This window comes from Bacillus sp. 05T31, from assembly GCF_056396725.1.
Genome location: NZ_JBFTMA010000219.1, coordinates 1 through 5,967 on the forward strand (window position 1 = coordinate 1; position 5,967 = coordinate 5,967).

General features: G+C 34.1%; 7 protein-coding genes and 1 pseudogene. 5 read left to right on the forward strand and 3 right to left on the reverse strand.

Going from position 1 to position 5,967, the window contains the following annotated elements; translation table 11 throughout:
* The 3 genes from AC1DJR_RS14645 to AC1DJR_RS14655 form a co-directional block, all read left to right on the forward strand.
* The coding region (locus tag AC1DJR_RS14645; protein WP_477002892.1) for a DM13 domain-containing protein at positions 1-81 on the forward strand (81 nt) is incomplete at its 5' end.
* A gap of 79 nt (positions 82-160) precedes the next feature.
* Entirely contained in the window at positions 161-304 is a 144-nt protein-coding gene (locus AC1DJR_RS14650) for a hypothetical protein (protein WP_429691743.1), read from the forward strand.
* Between the two features lie 147 nt (positions 305-451).
* Positions 452-2,764, forward strand: coding sequence for a cell wall-binding protein (locus AC1DJR_RS14655; RefSeq protein WP_429688210.1), 2,313 nt, complete (start codon positions 452-454; stop codon positions 2,762-2,764).
* A 327-nt stretch (positions 2,765-3,091) separates the two neighbouring features.
* On the opposite strand, the gene AC1DJR_RS14660 is transcribed toward AC1DJR_RS14655, so the two are convergent.
* Positions 3,092-3,247: a hypothetical protein gene (locus AC1DJR_RS14660; protein ID WP_477002890.1), complete on the reverse strand. Its 156-nt coding sequence runs from the start codon at positions 3,245-3,247 to the stop codon at positions 3,092-3,094.
* 399 nt (positions 3,248-3,646) lie between these two features.
* On the opposite strand from AC1DJR_RS14660, the gene AC1DJR_RS14665 reads away from it, so the two are divergent.
* Positions 3,647-3,859, forward strand: a complete 213-nt coding sequence (locus AC1DJR_RS14665) for a hypothetical protein (RefSeq protein WP_429688209.1) — start codon at positions 3,647-3,649, stop codon at positions 3,857-3,859.
* Between the two features lie 147 nt (positions 3,860-4,006).
* Here the strand turns inward: AC1DJR_RS14665 and AC1DJR_RS14670 are convergent, their stop codons facing one another.
* Positions 4,007-4,168, reverse strand: coding sequence for a helix-turn-helix domain-containing protein (locus tag AC1DJR_RS14670; protein ID WP_429688218.1), 162 nt, complete (start codon positions 4,166-4,168; stop codon positions 4,007-4,009).
* A 45-nt stretch (positions 4,169-4,213) separates the two neighbouring features.
* Positions 4,214-4,357: pseudogene (locus tag AC1DJR_RS14675) on the reverse strand (IS4 family transposase); the annotation flags it as partial.
* A 400-nt stretch (positions 4,358-4,757) separates the two neighbouring features.
* Between AC1DJR_RS14675 and AC1DJR_RS14680 the strand changes: the two are divergent.
* Positions 4,758-5,967, forward strand: a 1,210-nt coding sequence (locus tag AC1DJR_RS14680) for a M60 family metallopeptidase (protein WP_477002891.1), incomplete at its 3' end; no start/stop codon positions are given.

Here is a 5,967-nt window from a genome sequence, read left to right on the forward strand (position 1 = left end):
GATGTAAGTACATACGGTGCAGTTTCTGTATGGTGTAAGAGATTTAACGAAAACTTTGGTGCAGCTTATTTTGCAAAATAAGAAATAATACAAACAGGTGATAGAGTTGAAATCTATTACCTGTTTTTGTGTTTTGTAGAACGTATAGAAGAAGGGAAAGTTGCGTGAAGATTTAGAGGAGGCAGGAACGAGCTACATTCCTATAAATAACTATACAGAAGCAGCATTGTCGTTTGGTTACACCCTCTTTGTTAGTGAATTAAAGAAATCAAAATTTGTTTACGATATTGAGAAATCCAATTAAAGTCTGATTTGTTTGTAATTTCATGAAAGACTTTTGTAACATTTATGAAAGAAATTTGAAAGGTATTTCAATTATGATGAACTTCCGAACATTAAATTCAGTTTAATAAGTAGGAAAAAACACACATACAAAGCGAGGAATGACGTTATGAATGAGAAATACAAAAAAAGGTTACCAAAAGTCCTACCTGTAGGAATTGCAATGGGGATTTTATTCAGTGCGAGCCCATTACCAAGTCCATTAACGGAAAATAAGGTGAAAGCAGATGTTGATACGTTCGCAACAATTGTTACAACATTTGGAAGTATCTATGATGCGTTTATTAAAGAACCGTTTGGGAAATGGTTAGAGGGAATCGATGTAAAAAGCTATTATTATGCTCAGCATGAAAACATTGCTTACAAAGCTCCTACGTTTCAAAAGGGAGAGTTTGGTATTAGCGCATTTGATTATTATAAAGATAAAAATTTTAGCAAGAAAGTTAAACTTGTTTATCCGAATGGAAAAGTTGAATATAAAACGATAAAGCATGGGGAACAAATTCGTATTAAGCAAGCTGGCACAATCGTGGACTTAACTCCTGATGAACCAGAACTATCTAAACATGATATTTTGTATATTACACAAAAACAATTAGATGAAGGAAAGACGGGGGTTGCACTTGCAACTTTCAAAACCTATTATCTACAAAGTGATAATAGCGGCCGTAGAAATAATTTAGCAGATAAATATTTACGAGACACATTCCCAAACGCTTATCTGAATAGCGGTTTGCCTGATATTCGTACTGATGAGAATGAACTGTTTAAGAAACTACCAGAAGAAAAACGAATGCTGGGAACAATTACTTCAGAACCGGTTGGCAAAGACGTTCTTTCTAATTATGTTACAAATGATCCTGARGCTCGTGAGGATCTGAAGAAACGTACACTTGATGTCTACACAAACAATAAAAACGGGGAATATTCTCCTGTTTCTGTAAAAATTGTGAATGATGGAATAAACCTGCAATCAGGGGATTATGTCCATGAAGCAGGTGACTGGGATTCAAATTCAGGAACTGATTTTACAATTACACCGATTAAAAAGGGATCTAATAAGGTTATTATATCATCTGTCTTTAATGGGAAAGTAAGATATCTTACATCTAAATCAGGAGATCGCAGTCAATGGATTTATACTCATGATGGAGATATCAGTTCTGATGAAACATGGGAGCTTGTTGTTCGAAAAGACGGTCAGTTTTCTTTAAAAAATAATAAAGGGCAATATTTATACGTTCCTAGGAGTGGTAAAAGTGCACCAGCGTGGACTACTGGTGATATTAATGAAGCTAGTAAACTCACAGCTCGCCTTGCAGCACATGAGTGGAATAATTGGTTGATTGATTGGCATCCTCGTAAGGTAAATGAGACAAAGAAACATGAAGGAACGACATATGACGGGTTAGAGTTCAAACCTGATGCAAAAGATGGCTCTATATGGACTGCATACAATTCTGGGGAATTGATAACAAATAGTTGGATAAAGAGAAATGACTATCATTATTATGCGGATTCTTCAGGAATTCTTTTAAAGGGCTGGCAAGAATTTGAGGGGAATAAGTATTATTTTGATCCAAATGGTAATCACAGGGTCTCAGGATCTGGATCATTAATTAATGGGGAGTACTATAACTTCAACGATGAAGGTGTTCTGCAGAAATCAGCATGGCAAGGTCTACACTATTCCGATGCTTCAGGAGCGTTTATTAAAGAAGGCTTGAAAGAAATTGATAATAAAATTTATTATTTTAAAGATTACAAGGCTACTACAAATGTACTACGTTTAGAAGATCAAGGTGTCATTCTTCGTTTTTCTGACGAAGGTGTGCTTATGTTTGTTTCTGGGTTGGATGGAAAAGCTCAAAATAGAACAATTAATGTTACTTTGGACAATAAAATATTACCATTTAGGAAAACCGGTGAACTTGAGCCACTAGGGATCAGCAAATTAGGTAATACAGTCAAATATTTTAGTTTAGAAGATGGAATTAACTATTCCGGTTGGAAGGAGTTTGGTGGAGAAAAATATTATTTTAGAGATGGAAAATCTTCTACGGTGAATGGTGCAGAAACTATTGACGGAAAAACATATTACTTTAATGACTGGGGACAAGCTACTCTGACAGGTTTTGTTGACATTGATGGTATACCATTCTATCTGAACGATAAAGCTGAAAAGGTAACAGGTGTTCATAAAATCGATGGCAAGCTATATCTCTTCTCACAAGGTGACAACCTTCGTGCATATGGAGAAAAGGTAAGAAATACGCTTTATAAGTTTGAAGGAAAATCGTATTATACTGATCATACTGGTGTGATTCCCCAAAACTTCAAGGGTGATGTTTATAGTCATAATAATGATTACTACATTGAAACGAACAACGAGGGAGTTATCACAAAATTACAGAAAAAGTGAGTATATAATAAAAATTGAATAGAATAACGGATTTTTAATAGACTTATCTCTTATAAAGAGTGAAGTACTATGTGTGAAAATGGGTCATATTATGGAGTGTATGTCTATTATATGACCCATTTTATTTTTAAACATTTCTTTGAGGTGTAACAAAATGCAACAAATACATATAAGATTATCTCTTATACAATTATTTCTGTTAGTACTGAACTTATTTATATTTTCTTCAGCCATACCATTTTCACCTTGATTTATTGAAAGCGTTTTAGGATGGGTAGGGATTTTGGCTACTACTCCTTTATTGTTAATGATCGGTAGAATAATGCCTCAACTTAAAAAAAGCGAAGGATTTTGCATAACAAGAACAAGACAGATTGTCCCTTTTATTGCATCCATTGTTTCACTATGCATCATGTTATTACCTACGATTGACTTATCGATTGTAATAGCTCTTACAGTGAATGGTTTAATGGAAATTATCACAATTGCATTTTTGTTACAAGATTTCTATAGATTGAATAAAAATATAATTTTATCAAGATGGTTATCTAACTTTCCTAAGTAGCTTGTGGTTAAAATATTTCTCTTACTTGTAAGGGAAGACGGAGCAATCGCAACGGAGAGTGTAAAGCATTTTTAGATATATGTATCCAGAACAAGAAACAAAGGCTTTTGTAGATAGCTTGTCTGTTTTACTAACCTTACAGAACGGTCATCTTTATGCAAGGTTAGTAGATAGTTCATTTCAACGTTTAAATGTAATAATAAGAAGTAATAATTAATTTTAGAAATGATAAGAACGTGTTGTTCATTGTTGTAACAACAACTAAAAAATGATTGAGAAAAAATTCAATATATACATAATAAATGGAGGTAAATATAATGGCTTTAAAATTATTCGGTATCGTTTTTGGAGTGGTATTAATCTTATGGGGTGTATATAGAATGAAAAAAGATGATGCGTTCGTGGGGAAAACCCAAACAAGAAAAAATCTTTTCAATTTGTTAATTCGTGGAGAGGCTTCTGGAATAGGACAATTATTAGGGGGAATTCTACTTGTAATTGCAGTAATCGTAGCCCTTATAATTAAATAATTGGCAAATAAGAGGAGCTAAAATCTATAGTTTAGCTCCTTTTGTTGTGATAAAGTCTTTAATCAAGAACGCAATTTTTTTAGAAATGGATATAGTCTATAGAAGCATGGATGGTACTCATTATCAATAAATTGCATAATAACCATTTCATTTTAATGTGCGATAAATAGTAGTTCTGTCAACATTTAAAAAATCAGCAATCTCCTGTTTCGTTTTTTCCTGTTCAAGTAACTCGAGTATCAAATCAGTTTTAGACTTATTGATTTTAGGCGTTCTCCCCAGTTTCCTACCATTTTCTACATACTTCATACGACCAGCCTGTGTTCGCTTCAGTATATAGTTTCGTTCAATAGCTGCATGCAGTTGACTACACAGTCTAACTAAAGAATCACTCGCTATCCGTTGACTCATCCAAACACAGATAGTGGCTAAGTCATGTCCTGAAAACTTACGCTTTCGCTGAACAAAATTTAATTCTCTGGCAAGCTTTTCAACAAAAATCATACCTCATTTTTCGCTTTACTTATTTCAAACTTTTTTAAGTGATAGGCGTGAGACTACTATTTTAGTAAGGTGACAAAAAATGTCGAAAAGTAGCTGAAATTGTCAAATTTTGATTGCTGTACGACCTGTTCGATGTTAAGTTCGTAATAGTAAGAAGAAAAGGAAATGGGTTCGTTCCATTCCCATACCCTACCTTTCGTAATTATTTAGTATGAACACTAATGGAGATTTCTTTCTTCGGGTATGTTTTATATTTATCAAATTATAGGAAGATTTACGAGCACTTATTTCTTAATTTTAAAAAAATGTGAAACCAACAGGAAATCGAAATTAATTAAATTCATTCAGCGAAAGGGCTTTAATGGAACTAATTGAAAAGGAAAGGATTGTTTATATGCAGAAAAGGAATCATTATATGTTTCAAAAACCGATGAAAGTACTCGCGACATCTGCTATTTTGACAACTACATTATTTTCACCAATCATGACAAATAGCTTGATTGTTCATGCTGAAACGATTGCTGCACAGACTACAAACCAATATGAACAGAGGGAGTTTGATCTTCCAGCTACAAGGAGTTATGGGGATGAAGCAAAAAGAGAAAGAAGAAGTAACCAAAAAACCTATATGCCAACAGGAATTTATATAAAACCGAATGAACAAGTTACAATTGAAGTATCGGGAACACAAAAGATTAGAGCGATTATTGGGACGCATCAATATGATAAAGAATGGGGAAAAGAAGTTAATCTTTCTCCTGGTTCTAATACTATCTCCTCTCCAAGCGGTGGTTTAATAGGATTTGATAACACTCAAGATACAGGAACAGTTAAGGTGAAAGTAACACAAGGTGGAAGCCCTGTTCCATTCTTTGAACTAGGGAAGCATACGAAAGAAGACTGGATTGCGATGATGAACAAGTATCCAGATGCACATGCGGTACAATTGAAATCAGAAAAAGCAGTACTTACTGTTACACAGGATAGTGCCAAGAAATATATTGTGGATCAAGATCCTGTTCCTCTATTAAAAAAATATGATGAAATGATTCGAGCGCAAGATAAGATATCAGGGTTATCTGAAAAAGACCCTAATCCTTTACATCGTTCGACTCGTCGCATTTGGGCTTTTGTAGAAAATCCTAACAAAGCAGACTGGGGTATGTATGCAAGTTTGGATGGAGCTGCATTTACTACTGCTGGTAACGCAATCGAAAGTACTTTAAATGTAAATAAATTTGGATGGGGACAAATGCATGAAGCAGGACATGCAAGACAGCAATTCCCATGGATATGGGATGACTTGAGAGGAATGACTGAAGTCACTGTTAATCTATATTCTTTAGCTGCACAAAAGCAATTATTCCCGAATCAACCAACGCGTTTAGAAAAAGAGGGGGATTACGATAGAGCTTTTGCATACTTAAAACAAACAGATAAAGACTATAAAAATATTAATGACTTGTTTGTGAAACTTGTTATGCTTTGGCAACTTAATCTAGCATAYGGTGAAGATTTTTATCCGAACCTTCACAAACTATATCGAGAGTTACCAGAAGATCAACTTCCAAAAGCGGATGAAGAGAAAAGGCAAGCATTTATTT

What these genes read in the sequence shown, in the direction of transcription:
- AC1DJR_RS14665 (WP_429688209.1), top strand. Translation starts at nt 3,647, where the DNA reads ATGGCTTTAAAATTATTCGGTATCGTTTTTGGAGTGGTATTAATCTTA.
- AC1DJR_RS14670 (WP_429688218.1), bottom strand. Translation starts at nt 4,168, where the DNA reads ATGAAGTATGTAGAAAATGGTAGGAAACTGGGGAGAACGCCTAAAATC.